This is a genomic window from Dialister succinatiphilus YIT 11850, assembly GCF_000242435.1.
GTDB lineage: Bacteria > Bacillota > Negativicutes > Veillonellales > Dialisteraceae > Dialister > Dialister succinatiphilus.
In genome coordinates this window covers 262,243-282,263 of the sequence record NZ_JH591189.1, presented here as the reverse complement: position 1 = coordinate 282,263, position 20,021 = coordinate 262,243, and the positions used below count along the sequence as shown (strand labels likewise).

At 49.9% G+C, this 20,021-nt stretch carries 23 protein-coding genes and 2 tRNA genes; 2 read left to right on the top strand and 23 right to left on the bottom strand.

The genetic code is table 11. The annotated features are described in order from the left end of the window. The coding region (locus HMPREF9453_RS12315) for a hypothetical protein (protein WP_222859649.1) at positions 1–201 on the top strand (201 nt) is incomplete at its 5' end. Between the two features lie 17 nt (positions 202–218). On the opposite strand, the gene HMPREF9453_RS10150 is transcribed toward HMPREF9453_RS12315, so the two are convergent. Together HMPREF9453_RS10150 and HMPREF9453_RS10145 are read right to left on the bottom strand one after the other, a co-directional pair. Beyond that, a complete protein-coding gene (locus HMPREF9453_RS10150) occupies positions 219–1,355 on the bottom strand; it encodes an alpha/beta hydrolase (RefSeq protein ID WP_008858509.1) in 1,137 nt (378 codons plus the stop codon). Positions 1,356–1,373: 18 nt separating this feature from the next. Further along, positions 1,374–1,856, bottom strand: a complete 483-nt coding sequence (locus HMPREF9453_RS10145; RefSeq protein WP_050805675.1) for a flavodoxin family protein — start codon at positions 1,854–1,856, stop codon at positions 1,374–1,376. A gap of 127 nt (positions 1,857–1,983) precedes the next feature. Here HMPREF9453_RS10145 and HMPREF9453_RS10140 point away from each other — a divergent pair, with 127 nt between their 5' ends. Further along, positions 1,984–3,447, top strand: coding sequence for an ISLre2-like element ISDsu1 family transposase (locus HMPREF9453_RS10140; RefSeq protein ID WP_008860474.1), 1,464 nt, complete (start codon positions 1,984–1,986; stop codon positions 3,445–3,447). Between the two features lie 249 nt (positions 3,448–3,696). Here the strand turns inward: HMPREF9453_RS10140 and HMPREF9453_RS10135 are convergent, their stop codons facing one another. The 21 genes from HMPREF9453_RS10135 to HMPREF9453_RS10035 all read right to left on the bottom strand — a co-directional run bounded on the left by HMPREF9453_RS10135 (position 3,697) and on the right by HMPREF9453_RS10035 (position 19,978). Then, positions 3,697–4,578 (bottom strand): LysR family transcriptional regulator, encoded by an 882-nt coding sequence (locus HMPREF9453_RS10135; RefSeq protein ID WP_008860473.1) that lies wholly within the window; start codon positions 4,576–4,578, stop codon positions 3,697–3,699. 21 nt (positions 4,579–4,599) lie between these two features. Then, entirely contained in the window at positions 4,600–4,962 is a 363-nt protein-coding gene (locus HMPREF9453_RS10130) for a DUF488 domain-containing protein (RefSeq protein WP_008860472.1), read from the bottom strand. A gap of 171 nt (positions 4,963–5,133) precedes the next feature. Then, entirely contained in the window at positions 5,134–6,747 is a 1,614-nt protein-coding gene (gene groL, locus HMPREF9453_RS10125) for a chaperonin GroEL (RefSeq protein WP_008860471.1), read from the bottom strand. 32 nt (positions 6,748–6,779) lie between these two features. Further along, entirely contained in the window at positions 6,780–7,061 is a 282-nt protein-coding gene (groES, locus tag HMPREF9453_RS10120; protein ID WP_008860470.1) for a co-chaperone GroES, read from the bottom strand. A 199-nt stretch (positions 7,062–7,260) separates the two neighbouring features. Next, positions 7,261–8,187, bottom strand: a complete 927-nt coding sequence (gene murB, locus HMPREF9453_RS10115; RefSeq protein WP_008860469.1) for a UDP-N-acetylmuramate dehydrogenase — start codon at positions 8,185–8,187, stop codon at positions 7,261–7,263. After that, positions 8,184–8,540, bottom strand: a complete 357-nt coding sequence (locus tag HMPREF9453_RS10110; RefSeq protein WP_008860468.1) for a YlbF/YmcA family competence regulator — start codon at positions 8,538–8,540, stop codon at positions 8,184–8,186. Before HMPREF9453_RS10110 ends, murB begins: the two co-directional genes overlap by 4 nt. After that, entirely contained in the window at positions 8,527–9,036 is a 510-nt protein-coding gene (locus HMPREF9453_RS10105; protein ID WP_008860467.1) for a tRNA (cytidine(34)-2'-O)-methyltransferase, read from the bottom strand. Before HMPREF9453_RS10105 ends, HMPREF9453_RS10110 begins: the two co-directional genes overlap by 14 nt. 18 nt (positions 9,037–9,054) lie before the next feature. Next, a complete protein-coding gene (locus HMPREF9453_RS10100; protein ID WP_008860466.1) occupies positions 9,055–9,456 on the bottom strand; it encodes a hypothetical protein in 402 nt (133 codons plus the stop codon). A gap of 151 nt (positions 9,457–9,607) precedes the next feature. Continuing rightward, positions 9,608–9,949 carry a 50S ribosomal protein L19 gene (rplS, locus tag HMPREF9453_RS10095; protein WP_008860465.1) on the bottom strand — a complete coding sequence of 114 codons (342 nt, stop codon included), beginning with the start codon at positions 9,947–9,949 and terminating at the stop codon, positions 9,608–9,610. A gap of 311 nt (positions 9,950–10,260) precedes the next feature. Beyond that, on the bottom strand, positions 10,261–11,463 hold the full coding sequence (rpoD, locus tag HMPREF9453_RS10090) for an RNA polymerase sigma factor RpoD (protein WP_008860464.1): 1,203 nt from the start codon (positions 11,461–11,463) through the stop codon (positions 10,261–10,263). Positions 11,464–11,736: 273 nt separating this feature from the next. Next, positions 11,737–11,813: transfer RNA gene (locus HMPREF9453_RS10085), tRNA-Arg, on the bottom strand. 7 nt (positions 11,814–11,820) lie between these two features. Then, a tRNA-Pro gene (locus HMPREF9453_RS10080) sits at positions 11,821–11,896 on the bottom strand. 460 nt (positions 11,897–12,356) lie between these two features. Beyond that, positions 12,357–12,791, bottom strand: a complete 435-nt coding sequence (gene ruvX, locus HMPREF9453_RS10075) for a Holliday junction resolvase RuvX (protein WP_008860463.1) — start codon at positions 12,789–12,791, stop codon at positions 12,357–12,359. Beyond that, complete coding sequence (locus HMPREF9453_RS10070) at positions 12,788–13,987, bottom strand: DUF3084 domain-containing protein (RefSeq protein ID WP_008860462.1); 1,200 nt, start codon at positions 13,985–13,987, stop codon at positions 12,788–12,790. The genes ruvX and HMPREF9453_RS10070 overlap by 4 nt, the downstream gene beginning before the upstream one ends. A 227-nt stretch (positions 13,988–14,214) precedes the next feature. Then, positions 14,215–15,300: an LptF/LptG family permease gene (locus HMPREF9453_RS10065; RefSeq protein ID WP_008860461.1), complete on the bottom strand. Its 1,086-nt coding sequence runs from the start codon at positions 15,298–15,300 to the stop codon at positions 14,215–14,217. 31 nt (positions 15,301–15,331) lie between these two features. Further along, positions 15,332–16,054, bottom strand: coding sequence for an LPS export ABC transporter ATP-binding protein (lptB, locus tag HMPREF9453_RS10060; protein ID WP_008860460.1), 723 nt, complete (start codon positions 16,052–16,054; stop codon positions 15,332–15,334). Beyond that, a complete protein-coding gene (locus HMPREF9453_RS10055) occupies positions 16,051–16,902 on the bottom strand; it encodes an LptA/OstA family protein (protein ID WP_008860459.1) in 852 nt (283 codons plus the stop codon). The genes lptB and HMPREF9453_RS10055 overlap by 4 nt, the downstream gene beginning before the upstream one ends. After that, positions 16,899–17,444 carry an LPS export ABC transporter periplasmic protein LptC gene (gene lptC / locus HMPREF9453_RS10050; protein WP_008860458.1) on the bottom strand — a complete coding sequence of 182 codons (546 nt, stop codon included), beginning with the start codon at positions 17,442–17,444 and terminating at the stop codon, positions 16,899–16,901. The genes HMPREF9453_RS10055 and lptC overlap by 4 nt, the downstream gene beginning before the upstream one ends. Next, positions 17,441–18,427, bottom strand: a complete 987-nt coding sequence (locus tag HMPREF9453_RS10045) for a lysophospholipid acyltransferase family protein (RefSeq protein WP_008860457.1) — start codon at positions 18,425–18,427, stop codon at positions 17,441–17,443. The genes lptC and HMPREF9453_RS10045 overlap by 4 nt, the downstream gene beginning before the upstream one ends. A gap of 46 nt (positions 18,428–18,473) precedes the next feature. Then, positions 18,474–19,007, bottom strand: coding sequence for a KdsC family phosphatase (locus HMPREF9453_RS10040; RefSeq protein WP_008860456.1), 534 nt, complete (start codon positions 19,005–19,007; stop codon positions 18,474–18,476). Further along, positions 19,007–19,978, bottom strand: coding sequence for a KpsF/GutQ family sugar-phosphate isomerase (locus HMPREF9453_RS10035; RefSeq protein WP_008860455.1), 972 nt, complete (start codon positions 19,976–19,978; stop codon positions 19,007–19,009). Before HMPREF9453_RS10035 ends, HMPREF9453_RS10040 begins: the two co-directional genes overlap by 1 nt. Positions 19,979–20,021: the final 43 nt, after the last annotated feature.

Sequence of the window (20,021 nt, the reverse complement as noted above, 5' to 3'; positions counted from 1 at the left end):
ATTGCATTTTCACTCCAAATTTCTCCAGTTTTTGTTATAATATCCATGAGGAAAGCCCTTTCTTTGTTTTATTTGTGCACGGAAATTATAACATTTCCACTCAAGGGGAGGCTTTCCTCTTTTATTGTTTCTGGAAAATTCCCCTACCGAGTAAAATTTTACACTAAGGAAAGAGAAAAATGGCTGCTTCCCTCCCCCTGATTTCTCTGCGCTCTTCATCACCCCAGGTACTTGTGGAAGAAGGCGGCGATTTTGTCAAAGGGAATCTTGTCCATGTTGTCATAAAGGTCTGTGTGGCTGGCACCGGGAACGATAAGGAGTTCCTTGTTGTTTCCTTTCAGTTTCTTGAACGCATCTTCCGAAAAATAACGGGAATGGGCTTTTTCACCATGAATCATGAGGACAGGGCTTTCGATTTCGTCCGCATAGGTCAGAAGAGGCATATTCATGAAGGACAGGGCACTGGTCAGGTTCCATCCGTCATTGGAGTTAGGAGACCGGGGATGATAGCCTCTCTTTGTTTTGTAATAGTCATAGTAATCCTTCACAAACTGAGGCGCATCTGCCGGAAGAGGATCTACCACACCGCCGTCTCTCTTGTAGTTTCCATTTCTATAATCCAGGGTTCTCTCTTCATTAAGGACCTTCCGTCTTTCCATTCTTTCCTTCTTTAAAAGACTCTGGTTCTTTTCATAGTCGAAATAGCCATTGGCAATCACCCGGCTCATATCGTACATGGTGGATGTAACGGTGGCTTTGATTCTTGTATCCATAGCCGCGGCATTCAATGCCATGCCGCCCCAGCCGCAGATGCCTGCAATACCGATTTTATCCGGATTCACATCGTCGCGGCTGGAGAGATAATCCACCGCTGCCGAGAAATCTTCCGTATTGATGTCCGGACTGGCCACATTTCTGATTCTGCCGCCGCTTTCGCCGATAAAGGATGGGTCAAAAGCCATGGTTAAAAATCCCATTTCCGCCAGCTTCTGGGCATAGAGACCTGCCGCCTGTTCCTTGACGGCACCGAAGGGGCCTGCCACAGCCAGGGCCGCCATTTTCCCTTTCCTGTTTTTCGGCATGTACAGGTCTGCTGCCAGGGTTATGCCATAGCGGTTATGGAAGGTGACCTTGGAATGGTCTACCTTGTCACTTTTGGGAAAGGTTTTGTCCCAGGTATCAGTGAGCTTCAGCGGTTCCTCTCCCTGCCAGGGAGTCGTAGAAATCCGGCGCACCCCGTTTCCCTTTTCTCCCTGGCTGTTCACATCGGCAGCCTCCGCCGTCATTACAGAGCCTGCCAGAGCAAGACCGGCCAGGGCAAGAATCATCCATTTTATCTTCTTTACATTTTTCATTCTGTTTTCTCCCTTGATTTATTGCACATGCATGCCAGCTACGAAGGCTTCATGAAGCTCTTTATGATTTTCAATATCTCCTGCCTCCGTCACGCCGCCGGCAAATACCACACCTGCCAGGCGGGACTTGGGGAAACAGTCAATCCAGCCGGTCAATCCGGAAATGGCTCTTTCCGGTGTATGGGGGTTGTCATCAGCTGCAGCCATCAGAAGGTATACATCCCGGAAATGGTATTCCTGCGGAAACAGGGGATTGCACCGATCCAGCAGAGTCTTCAGCTGTCCGCTGATTCCGTAGTAATAGATGGGCGTAGCAAATACCACCACATCGGCATTCCCTATTTTTTCGCAGAGAACCGCCCCGTCATCCTTCTGGTAACAGCGAAATGTTTTCTGGCAGGACAGACATCCGGTGCAGAATCCCAGCTTCCTGCCTGCCAGGGAAATCAATTCCGTTTCATTTCCTGCCTTTTCTGCTCCCTGTGCAAAAGCAGCTGCCAGCCTTTCTTAGTGTAAAATTTTACTCGGTAGGGGAATTTTTCCAGAAACAATAAAAGAGGAAAGCCTCCCCTTGAGTGGAAATGTTATAATTTCCGTGCACAAATAAAACAAAGAAAGGGCTTTCCTCATGGATATTATAACAAAAACTGGAGAAATTTGGAGTGAAAATGCAATAGGAGCAGTCATTTCTATCATCAAGGAATCTGATGATTCTATTGAGTCTGAAAGGAAGTTATCTCATTGGCTCGAAGAAATGAACTGTCAGCTTATAGCTATGGCTCTGGAGCGTATTGACGCGGAGCTGTATCAGATTTACAGGTCACAGGGGTGGCGTGTGGCGCGCCGGGACTCCCGGACGATTTACTGTCGCTATGGAGAGCTGACCTATACCCGAAGACTTCTGCAGAAAGATGGGAAGAGCTTCTATCCCCTGGACCGCAAAATGGGCTTTGAGCCCAGAAAACACTACAGCATGGGAATGATTGAGCGGATTGTCGAGGCTGTCGCAATTACCACATCTCGCAGTGCCAGCGAACTCCTGCAAAGCCTGGCAGGGATTACCATCTCCCATCAGTCCGTTATCTCACTCAAGAATTATGCCGGTAAGAAGGCAAAGGCTTACGAAAAAGCATTGGCAGAAGAGGAAAAGGTTGAAAAGCCGACACAGCCGGAAATTATAGCGATTGAAGGAGATGGAATTGTACTCAAGAACAAGGAGAAAGGCGGCGTTTCGGAAGTGCACCGCCTCCAGGTATATGAGGGAGTCAGGGAAAATGGCAACAGGACAGAACTGGTAGGACTTCGCTGCTTTGCATCTACCAGCAGGAAAGAACTTTTTGCAATGGTAAGAAGCTATCTGCTTGGGCACTATGACCTGTCTAAGACCACAGTGTTGTCGAATGGGGATGGAGGGTCCGGATACCAGTTTCAGGACTTTGAGCGAATGGTAGAAGGCTGCCTGGATCACCAGCACTTCCGCGACTGCTATCATGTGCATGAAAAGATCCGGAACCGGCTCAGCTTCTGCAACAAGGAACTGGTAGACCACATTATCCGAGAGCTTCACCGGACCGACAATATTATGAAACGGATTCCGGTATGGATGGACACTGCCCGGAGCTGCGCCCGAACAGAGGCGGATTTGGAGGAGGTAGACAAGCTGCAGAGCTATCTGGAGAGAAATGCTCCCTATATCTCCAGCCTGAGTCAGCGCGGCATCCATACAGAGATTCACCTGGGGACTGCAGAAACAAATCACCGGTTCTACAGCTATCGCATGAAGCGGCAGGGACGGAGCTGGTCCAGCGAGGGAATGGAGTGTATGGTTTGGGTATTGACCGCCCGGAAGAATAAAACACTTACAGCAGCTCTCCTGTACCATGCTAATGGGAAAAGCTACAAAAAGATGGATAGAGCCATGCACAAGGCTGCGGTGCAGACAGAGCGTAAAATCGCCCAGAATGTCCGGAGTGAGGCGCAGAAGCGTAAAATGAGAAACTATAGGCCAGGATGCCTGGAGGGGCGTATAGGCGTTTATGGAGCTTCTTCTTCACCAATGGGGAGACTGGCCAGAGCTATACAGAAATACTGATAAAACCGAAGCCACGGAGATAGTAATCATCGACAGTCAAATGAATTACCGAGGAAAACTTGACACTTACCCAGCCTTTCTGAATTGCTGTTCCTTCGCAGACTGGATGATATAATGATTACCTTTTTACCCACAAAAATACCTCCTGCCTTATCATGAAATCTATAGACTTTCTACGATTTCATTATAAGCAGGAGGTTTTTCAATAGCTAATGCCTGTTTATTTCAGTTGACCATGCCCATAAAGCATTATGAAAAGCAGCTCTCCATCCTCTCTTTCAGCAATTCCGCTGCTTTGGAAAGAAGGCGTCCTTTTTTCCATATGATGAAGTTACCACTGAATAAAGCGGGAATAAAGGGGCGGAATACAAGGTTCGGACGGAAATCGGTACCACAGGGGACGAGCCCTTCAAAAGTAATCATGCTTCCCAGCCCCTGCTCCACGAGAAACGACGCATTATAAGCCAGATTGTAAGTAGCTGCCACGGTGAGGGCGCTGTAATCCCCCATCCACCGCTGGATCTCATTTCGAGAGGTAAGCTGGGCTGACACAATCAGCGGTTCCTTCTTGAGATCCACTGCCCGGATGCCCGGTTTGGCTGCCAGCGGATTATCTTTCCTCATAATCAGGCCCCATGTATCCCGATGAGGCAGCTGGATATAGTTATAATCTTCCGGAGGCTGACTGCGGCAGAGAAGGGCAAAATCCAGGAGTCCCCTTTCCAGATAATCCAGTGACTGTTCACCGTTTCCACTTAAAAGATGCAGATGGATATCCCTGTACTGCTGAAGTACCGGCGCCAGAGCCGATATGACATCACTCACCGCTTCCGTTTCGCCGCTTCCCACATACACATCGCCGGCTATGGTTTCCCCCAGATGGGAAAACTCATAGACCGTCCGTTTTTCCAGCGCCATGATTTCCTCAGCTCTGGCTTTAAAAAGAACGCCCGCCTCGGTCAGTGCAATCCTTCTCTTCCCCCGTACAAAAAGGGGTGCCCCCAGTTCCTCCTCCAGCTCCCGCAGCTGCCGGGAAAGGGTGGGCTGGGTCAGATGCAGCCGGTCTGCGGCCTTTGTAATATTTCCTTCCTCCGCCACTGCCAGGAAGTACTTCATAACCCTTAATTCCATGGTATCTCCTCATCCTGTGTTTTACGAAAGAGCTTGTTCCAGAAAATGCTGCAGCACCACGGCCTGGTTATGTTCTCTGTCCCTGGCTCCATAGAGAAGAGTCACCCTGCCCTCCTTAAGATGGCTTTTCACCAGGGAAAGAAAATCCTCCTTTCCCGGATTATGATCCAGCTCCTGCAGATACTTTTTCCTGAATGTTTCGTATTTTTCCGGATCATGGCCGAACCATTTCCGAAGCTCCGAAGAGGGAGCCATGTCTTTGGCCCAAAGGTCCAGTGCCGCTTTTTCCCTGGAAATGCCCCTCGGCCACAGCCGGTCCGTCAGAATCCTGTATCCATCCGATTCTTCCGGACTTTCATATACCCGTTTCAACTGTATGTCCATAGTCAAGACTTCCTTTCATGCTCCTATTGTATCATGGTTTATAAAAGGAAAATGTGACGGCCGCAAAATTTTCGTTTTTCCGGAAAATCCGGTTACAAAAAGACTGTGAAACCATAGGTTCATGATTTCACAGTCTTTTTTACATACTACATGGTCTGATGATGAATCAGATTACATCATTCCACCCTGGGGCATAGGAGGCATAGCCGGTTTTTCTTCCGGAATATCGCCTACTACAGCTTCCGTGGTGAGAACGAGGGCGGCAATGGATGCTGCATTCTGCAGTGCGCTTCTGGTTACTTTAGCCGGGTCTACAATGCCTGCTGCCAGCATATCTTCATACTTATCTTCTGCTGCATTGTAGCCGATGCCGTCGCCTGCTTCTTTGACCTTTTCAGCTACGATAGCGCCTTCCAGACCTGCGTTGTCAGCAATCTGGCGTACAGGAGCTTCGATAGCATGACGAACCAGGTTCACGCCGGTCTTTACGTCCCCTTCTGCTTTGATGGAATCAAGGCTGCTCTGGATATCCAGGAAGGTTGTGCCGCCGCCGGCAACGATACCTTCTTCTACAGCAGCTCTGGTAGCATTCAGAGCATCTTCAATGCGGAGTCTCTTATCTTTCATTTCTACTTCAGTAGCTGCGCCTACTTCGATGACAGCAATGCCGCCGCTCATCTTAGCCAGACGTTCCTGGAGTTTATCTTTATCAAACTGGGAAACAGCTGCCTTGTACTGTTCACGGATCTGTTCCACTCTGTGTTTGATGGCATCCTTGTCACCGGCACCGCCTACGATGGTGGTGTTGTCCTTGGTGATACGGATCTGATGAGCAGTGCCCAGGTCATCCAGGGTTGCGCTCTGGAGCTTGCGGCCCATATCATCGGAAATCACATGGCCGCCGGTGAGGATGGCAATATCTTCCAGCATAGCTTTGCGGCGATCGCCGAATCCCGGAGCTTTGACAGCAGCGCATTTCAGAGTGCCGCGGAGTCTGTTCACTACCAGGGTAGCCAGTGCTTCGCCTTCCACATCTTCAGCAATAATCAGGAGTTCCTTGCCGGAGCGAGCAACCTGTTCCAAGAGCTGGAGCAGATCCTGCAGCATGTTGATCTTCTTGTCGGTAATGAGGATGTATGGGTTATCCATGACGCATTCCATCTTATCCGGGTCAGTTACCATGTATGGGGAGAGGTAGCCGCGGTCGAACTGCATGCCTTCTACTACCTTCAGGCTGGTGCCCATGGTCTTGGAATCTTCTACTGTAATAACGCCGTCGTTGCCAACTTTTTCCATAGCGTCAGCAATGAGGCCGCCGATGGTCTTATCAGCAGAGGAAATGGAAGCAACCTGAGCAATGGCTTCCTTAGTCTTTACAGGAACAGCCTTCTTCTTGATTTCATCTACAAGAACTTTCACTGCTTCTTCAATGCCCTTCTTCAGGACCATGGGGTTGGCACCGGCAGCTACGTTTCTCATGCCTTCATGAATCATGGACTGAGCCAGGAGGGTTGCAGTGGTGGTGCCGTCGCCGGCTACATCATTGGTCTTGGTGGCTACTTCTTTAACAAGCTGGGCACCCATGTTTTCAAAGGGATCCTTCAGTTCGATTTCACGGGCAATGGAAACACCGTCGTTTACGATGTTCGGAGCGCCGAATTTCTTATCAAGAACCACATTGCGGCCTTTCGGTCCCAGGGTAATCTTGACTGCATTAGCCAGCTGGTCAACGCCCTTCAGAAGAGCTGCGCGGGCTTCTTCATTATAAAGTACTTTTTTAGCCATTTATATCACTCCTAAGATTTGAAAACTAAAAATTAAAGAATAGCGAGGATATCTCTTTCAGCAAGAAGCAGGTATTTTTCACCGTCTTCATCAATATCTACACCGGAATATTTAGCAAAGAGCACATGGTCTCCTACTTTGACTTCAAAAGGAAGACGGGTACCATTGTCCAGCACTTTGCCGGAACCGATAGCCATCACTGTACCTTTCTGGGATTTTTTCTGAGCTGTATCCGGAATCAGGATTCCGCCTTTGGTCTTAGTTTCTTCTTCATCAACTTTAACGAGAACACGATCTGCCAATGGTTTTAACATGTTTATTCCTCCTTTGACTATTAGCACTCACTAGCATCGAGTGCTAACTTACTTTTCTATAATACATAACTTTTCTCAAAAATGCAAGTCCTTTATTAAAAAAAAATCATAGCCAAAAGAGACATACAAAAAGAACCGGCTCACAAAGCCGGTTCTTTTTGTATGTGGCCCCTGATTCCATAAAGGAACCAGTGACTCCTTATCTTTCCTGTTTGACCCCTTCACCAAGGATCCGCACATCCAGGGGTACGTGGATATGGTAATTGTCCATAATCCGCTTCTGCACTTCATGGAGCACTGCCAGTACATCCTTGCAGGAAGCGTGGCCGTTATTCACCACAAAATCCGGATGCTTGGTAGACACCTGGGCATCTCCGACGGAGAAGCCGATAAGACCGCAGTCCTTAATCATGGGTCCCACATGGTATCCCGGCGGACGGAGGTACATGGTGCCGGCGCTCCTCTTTTCCAGAGGCTGCTTGGTTCTTCTGGAAATCTGGTGTTCCGTCATGTTCCTCTTGATTTCATCAGCATTGCCCGGTGCCAGATGGAGCTTGGCCCCCACAATGATATCACCGTTATGCATGAAAACGCTGTCACTGTCGCCATAATGGAGATCATCCCATCCATAGGTACGGTCTTCCGTGCCGTCACTGGAAATGGTATACACTTCCTCCACCACGTTCTTCATCTGACTGCCGTAGCCGTTGGCATTCATGAATACAGCGCCGCAGAGGGTGCCAGGAATACCCACAGCCCATTCAAAACCTTTGAGGCTGTTCTTTTCCGCAAAGCGGGAAATGGTGCCGGTGCCTACGCCGCCCATGGCAGTAATCCAGGTTTCATGACAGGTCATGTCCTGCTTCAGACGGCTGGTGCACACCGTAATCCCCCGGATGCCCAGATCCGACACCAGAAGGTTGGAGCCGCCGCCGATAAAAGTGACGGGAATGCCCTCCTCATGAGCTTTAGAAAGGACCTTCTTCAGTTCCTCCGTGGTCTGGGGCATGACAAAGCAGTCTGCCGGTCCGCCGATGCCATAAGTGGTGTGGCGGTTCATAGGTTCATCCAGCTTGTACTGCCGTTCAGTTAAAATTCCATCAAGAAATGCTTTCCAATCTGTCATTGTTTATTCAGTTCCAATACATCCATACCCTGCGCCATTGCATCGGATACAATCTTCTGCAAATCCGCAGCTACCTGATTCCAACGGATAAATGCCTGGAGATATTCCTGGGCATTGCTGTTGTTGCTTACCAGAACAGCCAGCTCCTGCAGATGCTGGTAGCTGTCCTCGTCTTCCTTCTGTCCTGCCAGTTTGGCATAATCAGCTTTCATCTGGGCCATGATATATTCCTTCACCATTTTCCTGGCTTCCTCATCACCCTTGATCTTTTCAGCTGCCGCAGTCAAACGTTTCATTTCATCGCTTTCCTTGATGGCCCTTGCCAGATCATAAGCTGCATCATACGTATTCATGGGTGTCCCTGCCTCCTTTAAACAACCGGCCGCTTTCCTTCAAAAGATGGGGGAAACCGGTCTGCCTCAGTGCTTCCAGTGCCACAATGGCCACCGCGTTGGATAAATTGAGAGAACGGGCTTCTTCAATCATGGGAATCCGGATACAGTCCTCCCGGTGGGCCAGGAGCATATCCTCCGGAAGCCCTTTGGTTTCCTTGCCGAATACCAGCACATCATCTTCCCTGAAGGATACCTGGGTGTAGGCCTTCACGGCCTTGGTGGTATTGTAATAAAAATGATGGCCCTTCAGCATCCGTTCCACCGATGAAAAATCGGGATGCACATGAACCTCCAGAAGGTCCCAGTAATCCAGGCCCGCCCTTTTCAGATGCTTGTCATCAATGGAAAATCCAAGGGGTTCCACCAGATGAAGAGTCAGATGCTCCGCTGCGCAGAGGCGGGAAATATTTCCTGTATTGCCCGGAATTTCCGGCTCCACTAACACAATATGCATAGATATCCTTTCATGAAATCAGAAATAGCTTCCATATCGATCGCGATACTTGTCCACCTGCTCTCTTCCGCCATAAAATTTGAATGTTTTCGGTTTCTGTTTGCGGTAGGAAATCTGATAAATGGGGCCCACATCCAGTCCATTCACCGCAATGCGGTAAATGTTGTAATGGAATCCATCGCTCTTCTGGGGAACCGGAAGGCCTACAGCCTCTACCCCCTCATTAAAAGTAAACGCCGGCTCATAGTCCTTTGCCAGGAAACGGGCGGGATCAAGCTCCTCCTTCGTCAGAGGATCCGCCATTTCCACTTCCACCGTCAGCTCATCCACCACGAATACATTCTTTATTTTATTAGCAGAAACAGGCAGTACCATTCCTAAAGATAATAAGACTGCCGGAATGACATATTTATATTTCATAGGTTCCTCACTTATAAAATACCAAAACCCTGTGCCCTCCCTGCACTTTTACTATTCTATCACATCCGGGCAATGAGAAAAACAGAGGTCCATGAATAGAGTCTATTTTTTCCAATAAAAAAACTGCAGCAGCGCTGCAGTTTTTTTACCATTATTTTCTTTCCTTGATTCTAGCTGCTTTACCGGACAGGCCGCGCAGATAGAACAGTTTAGCACGACGAACAATGCCGCGGCGCTTCACTTCAATCTTTTCCAGACGGGGAGAATGAACCAGGAATGTTCTTTCAACGCCTACGCCGTAAGAAATACGACGAACGGTGAAAGTTTCTCTTACGCCGGCATTTTTACGGGCAATCACGATGCCTTCAAATACCTGTACACGTTCAGTCTTTCCTTCGACGACCTTTACATGAACTCTGACGGTGTCCCCCGGGCGGAATTCAGGAATGTCATTTCTGAGCTGTTCATTTTCCAGTGTTTCAATAATGTTCACGATCTTTTCCTCCTTCTCACAAGACATTCATGCCGATCGCTTTTGGCAGAGGACTGTCCAGACTAACAGTAGCATTGTATCATACTTTTTCTTCCATTGCAATGAAAAAGCAGGTACTTTGATGCTGAATGCTTGAATATTATACTACAGGAAACACAGAAAAGCCAGTGGAAAATCATTTCAGAAACCGGATTCATGAAGACACTCTGCGGCCCGACCTGCCAGGAGCTTTATGCCGATGACTCTTCGGGAATGCCATACGCACCCGCTGAAAAAAAGAGCCGTGCCCTTTCCGGCACAGCTCTTCTCCCTTACAGTCCTGCCATGGGCATGGCCTGTTTTTTCAATTTTTTCAGCGCTTTTCCTTCGATCTGGCGGATACGTTCGCGGGTGACGCCAAAGTGCTTGCCTACTTCCTCCAGCGTACGGGGCGTACCATCATCCATGCCGAAGCGGAGTGCCAGGACGCCTTTTTCCCTTTCTGTCAGGGTATCCAGCATCTTGTAGACCTGTTCTCTTCTCATGGTAGCTGCTGCTTCATCTTCCGGAGACGCCGTCTTCTGGTCTTCGATGAAATCGCCTAAATGGGAATCTTCCTTTTCACCGATTGGCGTTTCCAGGGAAATGGGATCCTGGGCTGCTTTCTTGGCTTCCCGGATTTTTTCCACACTGATGCCCATTTCCTTGGACAGTTCCTCATTGGTGGCTTCCCGCCCATGTTCCTGCAGGAACCGGCGGCCTACACGGTTCATCTTATTAATGGTTTCCACCATATGTACCGGCACGCGGATGGTGCGGGCCTGATCAGCAATGGAGCGGGTAATGGCCTGACGAATCCACCAGGTGGCATAAGTAGAGAATTTATAACCCTTGGTGTAGTCAAACTTGTCCACTGCCTTCAGAAGACCGATATTCCCTTCCTGAATCAGATCCAAGAAAGGCATGCCGCGGCCCGGATATTTCTTGGCAATGGACACCACCAGACGAAGATTGGCATTGGCCATTTCCTTCTTGGCAGCCCTTGCTGCTTCTTTCTCCTCCGGAGTGGCATCCTTCTTCTTGCCCTTTTCGATAATCTTTGCCAGGTTCATTTCCTGTTCTGCACTGAGCAGGGGATTGGCACCACATTCGCGAAGATAAAGCCGTACCGGGTCGCTGACACCGCCGGCAGCTCCATAATCAGCCTCTTCCGTTTCTGCTGTATCGGAAGAGTTCCAGTCCTTATCGCCTTCCAGACCGTCTTCTTCGTTTTCAAGAATCATTTCTTCGGAGAGATCATCATCATCTCCGTTGAAATCAGCCTCATCCGGCTCTCCTGCGTCTTCATCTTCATCATAAACGAGATCGATATTGTGTTCATGAAGAAGATTAAAAATCCCATCCAACTGTTTCTGTGTCAATGATTTTTCTTTTGTGAAACGGATGATTTCATTATATGGAAGATTACCATCCGCATTGACCCGTTCCTGCAGTTCCTTTAGCCACTGTGCAAGCTGTGCTGCCTTAGCTGCCAAATTAGGGACACCTCCTCAAACATTCCAATATGTTTTACAATATACATCTGTCAGGGAGCTTCTATATGATTGTTTCCTGCTTCCTCGGAAGCCTTTTATGAAATAGCCCGCCCTGTTTTTCTTAAGTTAGACTACAATGATACTCTACTAATAGAAAAAAATCAATAGAGAAAATATATTCCCCATAACAATAGAAAGGAGGCGCAGGCATTTTCAAAAAGCCTGCCCTCTTCCCTTCATGAAAAAAGCATTCCTTCCGGAATGCTTTTCTGCTGGTGACCCAGGAGGGATTCGAACCCACGACCCACCGCTTAGAAGGCGGTTGCTCTATCCAGCTGAGCTACTGAGCCATATGTATGGTCGGGGCAGCCGGACTCGAACTGGCGACCCCCTGCTCCCAAAGCAGGTGCGCTACCAACTGCGCTATGCCCCGTGACACTTAGATATTTTATTACATCTCTCCCATTTCGTCAAGAGGAAAAATGAGAAATATGGGTGAACCCGTTTCCTGACAAGTTGACTTGCCCTGCTCCTATGACGGATGGGAAACTGCTCGCAAAGGGTTTCCTATGGTGATGATTGCCAAAGTTCCCACGGCGGATGGGAAACTATTCGCGAAAGGTTTCCTATGGCAATGATTCGCCGTGTTCCCACGGCGGACAGGAAACTGTTCGCAAAGGGTTTCCTATGGCAATGATTCACAATGCCCTCATGCCGGGCTGGAAACTGGTGGCGAAAAGTTTCCTATGGTGATGATTGCCAAAGTTCCCACGGCAGATGGGAAACTATTCGCGAAAGGTTTCCTATGGCAATGATTCGCCGTGTTCCCACGGCAGGCAGGAAACTGTTCGCAAAGGGTTTCCTGTTGTAATAATAGCCCTGTTCCCCCCCGTCTACACCTTTCTGTGCCCCACATCTTCCGCTTTCACATGACCCAGGTAGATATTCCCAATAATCCAGGCCACATAGTCATCCACCGGCACGGGAATGGTGCGCATGCCCTCGGGAATGAGACGAGCCAGGCCTTTGGGGGGATGGTCTTTTCGATACCACTGCTCTCCCATTTCGGTGGTATATTTTTCATCCACCAGAATCACAGGGATATCCCTATCCATAGCCTGGAGCAGTTTCTCACTCCGTTCCTTCATTTCCCGGTGGCGGGTGCCGTTACCCATGATGAGGGCCCGGGGGGTGAAGGAAGAGAGGAGCTTTGCTATTTCTTTTTCATAGTTTTTTGTGGGAATCACTTTCTTCACCACCAGGCTGCCATCTTCCTCTACCACGGCGCAGCCCGTCTTATCCCTGCCCGGATCAACTGAGAGTATCATGGATTTCCATCCTTCCTGTCCACCCGTACGTCAATGAGGAGGGGCCCCTGGGAGTAGATATCCCTTCTGGCGGTGACGGTAAGTACGCACTGACCGCCGTATTCCTTCACCTTCTGGATCACGTCAATCAGCTCCTGTCCTTCCAGCACGCCTACATTGCCGGTAATGGGGTCCGGCAGCACGCCTTTGGACTGGGCATAGCGGTTCAGATCCTTCAGGAAACGAAGCACCTGGAGTTCATAGTTTTTAATATTCTGGTAAGCATCCAGGTTTCCGCGATAAATCGTTTCCCCTCTGCTGAAGATAAGGCGGTTGTCATGGATATCAAAGTCTACAATCAGTCTTTCACCGCGGATCAGATTCTGGGCTGCCACAATCCGGACCAGTTTCTTGTTCTTTGCTCCGGTGATTTCCTGGACGGCGCTGTCAAAATCGGCCTGGCTGATACGGACCAGGTTGGCATTTTCATCGGTAATGTTCATCTGCTGCTTCAGCATGTTGTTAATATCGTTCAGCACACTTTCCAGCACATGGGCTGCCTGATCCCTTGTCATGTTTTCGTCCACCGTAACACTGGTAAGCACCTGGCCTGCCTGCATGACCACCTGTCCTTCGCGGAGGGCATAAATATTTTCCAGAAGGGTTTTCTTTTCCTGGTTCAGGGTATGAATGTTGCTGCTCAGATCTTCCTTTGTTTTCTCCAGATCCCGGATTTCCGCAGCAGACCGTTCCACACCGGCCTTAGCTTCATCATAGGCATCCTGCACAGAAGAGAGTTCCTGTTCCATATAAATGCGCTGGCTTTCCACCCGATCCAGTTCCTTCGACGTTTCTTCCGATTTCTTTGTCACATCTTCATATTCTTTATTCCGGGCTTCCAGCTGGAGCTTTCCCTTTTCCAGTTCCCGGTTCTTCACCTTGATTTCCTGGTTCAGATCATTCATCCGGGTCTGCAGTTTGGACAGGCCAAAAAGAGCCACCCTCACATTTTCATTCACCACGGCCATGACAGCCACGGTGGAAAAGGAAATGAGTACGCCCGAAATAATGGTAACGATGACTGATGTATATTTAGGCCGGAGTCCGAAAAGAGTCATCCTTTTTTTGCCTACCTTGGAGCCGATACGGTCTCCCAGGAAGGCAATCACCCCGCCCATGACAATGAGGACAAGAAATATGGCGGCCCCTATAAACATGAAACTCCTCCTTCCCTTTCATTTGATCTGAAACTTATATCTCAGCAGAATCTTATTTTATTATACCGTTTTTTCTGCTTTTATGAAATACCGGTATGCAAAAGGTAAGGGGAATCGTGGTTTCCTATGGAGGCGATTCGCAGTATCCCCATGCCGGACAGGAAACTGGCTGCGAATGGTTTCCTTCCATGAAAAAAGAGCCGCAGGTGTTCCCACGACTCTTTCTTTTATTTATCTACTCGATGAATAAGCCAGCAGCCTGTGAAGAGGGCAATAAGGTTCGGCAGCCATACGGCCAGGGTGGCCGGCATGACGTGGCCTTTTCCCAGAGCTTCCAGGAAGGTCATAATGGCGTAGTAGAGGAAGATGATGACTACGGAAAGGCCAAAGCCGATGGAGGAGGAGGATCTCTGCTTCTGTACGCCCAGGGGAGCTCCTACGATGGCGAAAACGAAGCTGGCCATGGGGAGGGAGAAGCGGCGGTGCACTTCCATCATAATGGGAGTCGTATCCGCATGGGCTGCAGCATAGGCCTTCTTGGTCAGGAGCAGTTCGCGGATGGTCATTTCATCATAGTTTTTCTTTTCCTTCGGAATATCTTCCGGTGCCTGGGCATAGGGGATTTCCTGACGGTCAAAGTGCATCATGCGGTCCACACCGTCGCCGGTGAGGTCATAGATGATGCCGTCGTTCATAATCCATACGCCGTTTTTCCAGATGGCCTTGGGGGCATTTTCCACCCGGGTCACTTCTTCATTCTGGAATTCCTGGACCGTAATATTTTCCAGTTCCTTTGTAGCCGGATTGTACCGTCTTGCATAGAGCAGGTGAACGATTTTCCCATTCTGCACATCCCGCACCACCACATGGTCCGTGACGCCGGGATTGAAGTTCTTCTTGATTTCCGTGTTCAGCACATATTCATATTCCCGATTCGTCCAGGGCACCACATATTCATTGAATGCCACGGCACAGAGGCTGATGAAGAGGGAAAGAATGAATACCGGCGCTGCCAGCCGAAGGAAGCTCTGGCCGGAGGAGCGCATGACGATAAGTTCGCTGGAGCCGGACAGTCGGGAGAAGCACATAAGCGCGCCCAGAAGGACTGCCATGGGGAAGGTGTATACCACGATCCGGGGCAGTGCGAGGATAAAGATTTTAAGGGCGGAGACAGGGGATGCGCCGTATTTTGTTACGTAGCTTGCAATCTTTAAAAGGGTGTCCGCCCCCAGAAAGATGGCTGTAAAAGCTGCAACGCCGAAAAGAAAGGGCCCGAGAAATTCTTTTAATGTGTATTTGTCCAAAAGTCTCATCAGAATTTCCCTCCCTGATTGGTTGAATCTGTCATAAGCTGAAATTTTCCCCCAAGTAGAATTTCTTCGCCACCGGATTGACGGCAATTTCATCAGCCTTTCCTTGAAGAAGGATCTTTCCTTCCGAAAGGATATAGGCATTATCCACAATGCGCAGAGTTTCCCGCACGTTATGGTCGGTAATCAGAATGCCGATGCCCCTGGTTTTCAAATGCATCACTACGCTCTGGATATCTTCCACGGCCAGGGGATCCACCCCTGCGAAAGGTTCATCCAGAAGGATAAAGGCGGGGTCCATGGTCAGGGCCCTGGCGATTTCTACGCGGCGCCGTTCGCCGCCGGAGAGGGCATTCCCCTGGGTGTCTTTCACATGGCCGATATGGAATTCGTCCAGAAGGGCTTCTGCCTTTTCTTTCCTCTGGGCCGGGGTCAGTTCTTTTCTCGTTTCCAGAAGGGACATGAGGTTTTCCCATACGGTCATCTTCCGGAACACCGAGGCTTCCTGCGGCAGGTAGCCGATGCCGAACTGATGGCGCTTGTAGATGGGCATGCCCACCAGGGAGGTACCGTCTACGGTAACGTCTCCTTCGTCGGGCTGGATAATGCCTACGATCATGTAGAAAGTGGTGGTCTTGCCTGCGCCATTAGGGCCCAGAAGGCCCACGATGGTTCCCTGCTCCACTTCCACATTCACATGGTCCACCACAGTTCTTTCCCCATATCGTTTGATGAGATTATGTGTTTCTATCTTCATTTGCTGTCCCTGGTCTCCAGAGGAGCCCCGGCTTCTTCAGGCCGTCCTGCAATAGGAGTGGCTGCCGTTACCGGTCCCTGAGGCACACTTCCCGTGTTAGAGGAAGAGCCGCTGGTACCGGAGGTGCCTTCCGTGCTTCCTGTATTGGTAATAACGATGGTGCTTCTTCCTGTCGTTTCAACCACCTTATCCTCATCCCGGAGCACCAGTTCCGGTCCGGTGAAGGAATTGCCGTTCTGGTTCACCCAGGCATTGCCGGAAAGCACCAGTTTGCCATCAGTACCTTCTCTGCCGGTTCTTGTATAGACGGCCTCATCACCATAGCCTACAGCATTATGAAGGCTGCTGGTCAGGTTTACCCCGCCGGTGGCTACGACCTTGACCTGTTTCAGGTTGCCCTCGATATGAGGAGCTTCCAGAGTGCCATCGGGAGAGGAAAGATAGCCATTCCCCTCGATTTTTCCAAATCCCGTATCCGGGTTATACATGACGTCGTCTCCCTTCAGGGTACGGTTTTCCGCCCCGTCATGGAAATCAACGCTTCCCATGCCCCGGGCCGTCTTATCCTGATAGAGATACATGCGGTCTGCAGAAAGGGTGGTGGCCTCTTTTACATAACGGACGCCTCCTTCCAGGTAAGCGCTCCTGTCTTCAAAATGGTATTCGCCCTGGGCGCCGGTAATGGTGGCACCCTGGTTGGCATGGATCACCACGTCGCCTTTGGCGGTAACCACCTTTGTTTTTCCATCATAGGTCAGCACATCTGCCGTAATATCGTCGGCCATAACGCTTCCAAAAGCGCCTGCAGAAATAGCCAGCGCTGCCAGCGCCGTATATAAGAATCTCACTTTGCCCCCTCCTCTTCTGCCAGTTTTGCATGTCCTCTGGCGGTAATTTTCTGAAGGACCCGATCCGCATCAAACTCATCAGCAGTCAGTACCTTTCCATCCTTCTTGACCACGAAAGCCTTATCTGTGGAAAGGATATCCTTATTTCCATCGTAGGTCAGGTTTTCGGCATAAAGCTCTTCGCCATCCCTGCCATACCCTTCTACATTTCCTTCAATATAAACGGTTTTGGCACCGCGGTCAATCCGGCCCTTATCAGCCTTCAGGTGGAGTTCATCGCCATCTTTCATAAAATCGCCTTCCACCTGCTCCATATCAATAAAATTCTGGTCCTTGCTCACCGTTGCATGGCCTGCCTTGAAACGCCATACAATCTTGCCATCCTTTGTTTCCTTCACGTCGGAATTATGAAATTCAATGGACGGAGCGGAGGAAGAAGCAGTGTTCATACCCTTGTTATCATCTTTAAAGAGGAAATAAATGCCTGCTGCGAGCAGGAGTATGATTACCACAATCAGAATCAGATTCCGGTTCTTTTTCATTCCTTTCCTCCTTTGGTTTCGTTCCAGTCTTCAGCCATGCCGGATGCAAATTTTTTCTTGTCTTCCGGAGCCAGTTCATTATACATTTTAATCTTTCCCGGCCTTGTCCAGAACAGGTGCTGGAACCACAGCCAGTCTTCAGGATGTTCTTTGATGAAGGACTCCATGATGGAAGCCATTTTCTGGGAATTCCGGAGGAGATCCCCCTTCCTGTCTCCCGTGTCTTCGTAGTAGAAATGTTTTCCTACACAGATGGTATGGCCCCTCCCGCCCGGATTTCTTATGATGAAAATAGGAACAATGGGGGCTTTGAATTTTTTGGCAAATACCGCCGGTCCCTGGGGGAAGGAGAATACGCGGTTCATAAAAAGCACCGGTACCCCCACCTTATTTCCATCCTTATCGGAAAGGAATCCCAGAATATGGTTCTTTTTCATGGACCGGGCTGCGGCAATCATTTCATAGCCTCCCGTGCCGGTGAGGTAAATGTGCTGTCCCGCCATGGCCCGATAGCTGTTGATCATCTTCATCAGTGCATCGTCGGACTGCTTTTTACCGATGGCCGACGTATCATAGCCGTGAAGGGCCAGACCTGCGCCCAGCCACTCCCAGTTCCCCATGTGGGCCGTAAGACCGACAATGCCCTTTCCTTCCGCGTAGGCCGCTTCCAGATATTCAGGATGGTCGATTTTCACATAATCGTCGATATGGTCCTTCTCCCGGCATAAACGGGGCATGTAGAGCATTTCCATGGCCGACATGCCGATATGCTCATACACCTTCTGCAGCAGTTTTTCCGCTTCCGGACGAGAGACGCCAAGTCCAATCATGATCTGCCGGATTCCGCGTTTCTTCTGTTTTGCTATGCGGTTCATAATGCAGGGCCCCAAAAAGCGCCCGATGGCCAGGATACGGTCGTAGGACATGGAGCAGAGAAGACTGCTGATTCCCTTCAATATCCCGTAACGTACATTGAATAACATGGCTTCACTTCTTTCCGGAAAACTTAATCATTATATCCTGAGGATACTACTGTGAAACAGTATCCTGCTTCTTTCTATAGGAATCCACGGCTTCCTTCCAGCGCCCCTGGGTTTTCATCACTTTTTCAATAAACTCCCGGGCTGCGCCTTTTCCTCCCTGGCAGGAGGAAATAAAATCTGCCGCCTTTTGCACTTCCTTCACTCCGTCTTTGGGGCAGGCGGAAAAGCCGGCCTTTTCCATGAGAGGCAGATCATTCAGGTCATCTCCCATGTAAGCGGCTTCGTCCCAGGAAAGTCCACAGGTTTTCAAAAGGCCTTCCATGGCCTTCACTTTGTCTGCAACACCCATGAGGACGAAATCCACAGCCAGCTCTTTCCCCCGGTTTTCCACAATGGGACTCTTCCTTCCGGTAATGAAACCGGTGATATAGCCCATGCGATGGGCCAGGGCAATGGCCAGGCCGTCCCTGGCGTGGAAAATCTTGGAAATTTCTCCCTTTTCTCCCATGACCAGGTACCCCGGCGTCAGAGTGCCATCCACATCAAAAGCAATGAGCTTGATTCTTTCCGCCTTCTTCATCACATAACCCCCTGCTTGAGGAGATCTGTAATGTGGATCATGCCGATGGCCTTTCCCTCATCATCTGTCACAGGAAGCACCGTAATGGGATGAGGCCGGTGCTCTTCCATCTTGTGGAGCCCTTCGGCTGCCAGCTTTTCCTTGTGAATCACCTGGGGGTTCACGGTCATCACCGCATCCACCGGAAGGGACAGGAAATCCACTCCCTTCTCCAGGCCCCGCCGTACGTCGCCGTCGGTCATGAGCCCTTTCAGGCATCCTTTTTTGTCCACCACGGACACGGCGCCCAGACCCTTATCAGTCATGACGAAAAGGGCATCTTTCACGGAAGCGGTTTCCTGAATCAGCGGATTTTCTTCGCCTTTGTGCATCACCATTTCCACCGTCAGAAGGAGCTTTTTCCCCAGAGAACCGCCGGGATGGAAAATAGCAAAATTATCAGCAGTGAAATGGTGCCTTTCCATCAGGCATACGGCCAGCGCATCTCCCAGAGCCAGGGCAGCAGTGGTGGAGCTGGTAGGCGCCAGTCCCAGGGAGTCTGCTTCCTTTTTCACTCCTGCATCCAGCACGGCATCCGCATTTCTGGCAAGGGTGGAGCGGGGATTTCCGACAACTGCCACCAGTTTGGCGCCAATGCGTTTCAGGGAAGGAAGAATGTTCAGTACTTCTGCCGTTTCACCGCTGTTGGAATAGGCAATCACCACGTCATCGGCAGTCACCATGCCCAGATCGCCGTGAATGCCCTCTGCCGGATGAAGGAAAAAGGCTGGCGTGCCGGTGCTGGCCATGGTGGCTGCCACCTTCCTGGCTATATGTCCTGATTTGCCCATGCCCGTCAGCACCACCCGGCCTTTGGCATTTTCAATGAGATGGACTGCCTCTTCAAACTGGCCGTCCAGCTTATCCACCAGGGAAATGACTGCGTCCGCCTCATCGCGGAGCACTCGCGAAGCTGTTTCAATGACTGACATACTGCCTCCACAATGCTGTAAAAGAAAACAGGAAAAAGAATCT